The 2182-nt window shown below is 38.7% G+C and carries 2 protein-coding genes; one reads left to right on the top strand and one right to left on the bottom strand.

Translation table 11 applies throughout. The features are described from left to right. Positions 1-614: hypothetical protein (locus tag BLO51_RS28225; RefSeq protein ID WP_245719876.1), on the top strand; the 614-nt coding region annotated here is incomplete at its 5' end. A gap of 5 nt (positions 615-619) precedes the next feature. Here the strand turns inward: BLO51_RS28225 and BLO51_RS28220 are convergent. Then, positions 620-1585, bottom strand: a complete 966-nt coding sequence (locus tag BLO51_RS28220) for a YndJ family transporter (RefSeq protein WP_090677464.1) — start codon at positions 1583-1585, stop codon at positions 620-622. Positions 1586-2182: the final 597 nt, after the last annotated feature.

The raw sequence follows: 2182 nt of genomic DNA, 5'->3' as shown, positions 1-2182 counted from the left end.
TGGATAGGTTGAAACACAGTGGATTCTATAAACTTAAATTCTTCATAACGCCAGAAGAATTTAAAAGTGTTTTGAAACTCTTTGAGCAGAAACAAGCACAATTTAATTGTACTAATTATGCCCGGACAAAACATGATCAAAATCAGGTGTATGAGGCTTATAAAACATTTTATCAGTATTTTACAATACAAGAAAAGCCTGATTACCACCCTTTCTTTGTATATTCTATTTCTTTTACTACTGGTAATGAAAGCTCTGGATTCTTTGTAAGAAATGAAAGTATCAGGTTTCCTTATCTCCGACAATGGGCAGAAGATGAATTACCGTATTTAATGCTTTCACTTCCCAAAGGTTTTCAAATTGATTTGGAGGATGAAAAAGGGAAGTACTATATTTATGAGAATATTCGGGAACATCAGCCGTTAACGTATACGTTTTTTGAAGAAGTAGCGAACGATATCAAGAAAATCACAAAGCCGCTTCGATTTTCGGCACATGCAGTTGATGCTTTGCAAGAGCAAAAACCGTCTGTTCGCATAAGCAAAAATGCGATGAATGACATGATTAATTCTTGGATTTTTAAGAAATATAAGCTTGTTATGAATAACAAGTAGGATGTTTAGTAAGGCAGGTTTGTGCCAGCTATCCTCGATTTTTTCTTAAGAGAGTCGATCATGTATACCCATCCGATCAGTCCACATAAAACAAAACCAAACGCATGCAGTAATCCGTAAATCGGAATGAAATCGTGTATGGTTAAGGAAAACGTGTTTTTCAGTAACGGATAGCAAATGGAAACAACGACAATCGTGTAAAAGGCAATGCAAGAAAGGACTAAAAAGAAGGCTGGCGTATTGCGTAAAGAGCCTTTTCTCAAGTAAGCAAGCAGATAGGTGGTGTAAATCGCAATATTACAGGCGAATAAGGTGACGCCAATATACTCAGTCGGCTTAGAGAAAATAATACCGACAGCGATCAGAATGGGTCCGATGATATCGATGGCAACGATCCAAGGATACCAGCTTTTCTTCGTCATGATCCGTCCCAGTACACCGATAAAAATCGGAACGATTGCAGATGAGAAATGGAAGTGGACCGAACTTAGAGCGTGCGTTGCGGGATTAGCTTGGAAGAGATCAAATTGATATTGATATAGGGCGAACCAAATGCCTCCGATAAAAAAGTAAACGAGCCCCGCGCCAATCGCTATTTCCTCAACTCTTCCCTTGTGATTCACAATAATGATGAGACCATAGATGCAGAGCAGCAATGTGAACAGCAACCACCCTAGGGAGAGGGCCCCTGATATTGCCGTGCCTCCCAATCCCCACGTCTTGCTGCTCATTACAGAGGCTAAGGCAAGAAGCGCAGCGGGAAATTGAAGCAACTTAATAGCAGCATAAATGATCCTTTGATGTTTATTTTTTTCATCGTCATAGCTTAAAAGCAAAATAACAAGAGGTACAATGACGAAAGTCGCAAACATGAGAAATTTTTCGACAAGATTAAATTGGAAGTAATCTAGATAAAAGATAAGGATCGTTATGATTCCACCGGGAATCGTCGGTACGATCAAAGGTTTCATCACTTGTCTCCAAGAAGCCATTTATGGATATTCCTTTCTATCGGTGATTAGCAGAATACCTGCCTACATTCGTTTGTGAAACTTGACAATTTATAGATAGGTGGTTCCTATTAGTAGTTTAACACATTTTGCGAGTGTTATTGTTCAAGCGCATAGACTTCATATTAGACATAGAGAGCTGAGAATACGAAAATAAAAGCAATCATTAGTACCAGATATATGAGTGATGGTATGTTATGGAATCAACCAGGAATTTCTCATAAGGGATGGATCTGTATTGGATGGAGGATTTAGAAGATATGGACGTCGATAGCCGTAGAGATTATTATGAGACATTTCAAATGTGTAATTATGAGGGCAACCGTTATGTACATATTATGCGGCATTACAATTATCCAGAAAACCTTCGCGTTGGACAACAGGGTGCTGTGAATTCAAAACACCTTACTACATTCTCCATGATGTAGACAATCATTCGGGATACGAACTAAAGATACTAAGAGCCACGCCTGTTGATTAACCAACTTTTGGGATATCAAGACGTGAGAAATAGACGTATTTATCCAGAATCTTAGTAACAGCAATGAGCCATTCCGC

It is taken from the genome of Paenibacillus tianmuensis, from assembly GCF_900100345.1.
GTDB classification, from domain to species: domain Bacteria; phylum Bacillota; class Bacilli; order Paenibacillales; family NBRC-103111; genus Paenibacillus_G; species Paenibacillus_G tianmuensis.
Note: the sequence above shows the minus strand (reverse complement) of the source record. Positions and strands in the feature narration are given on the sequence as shown.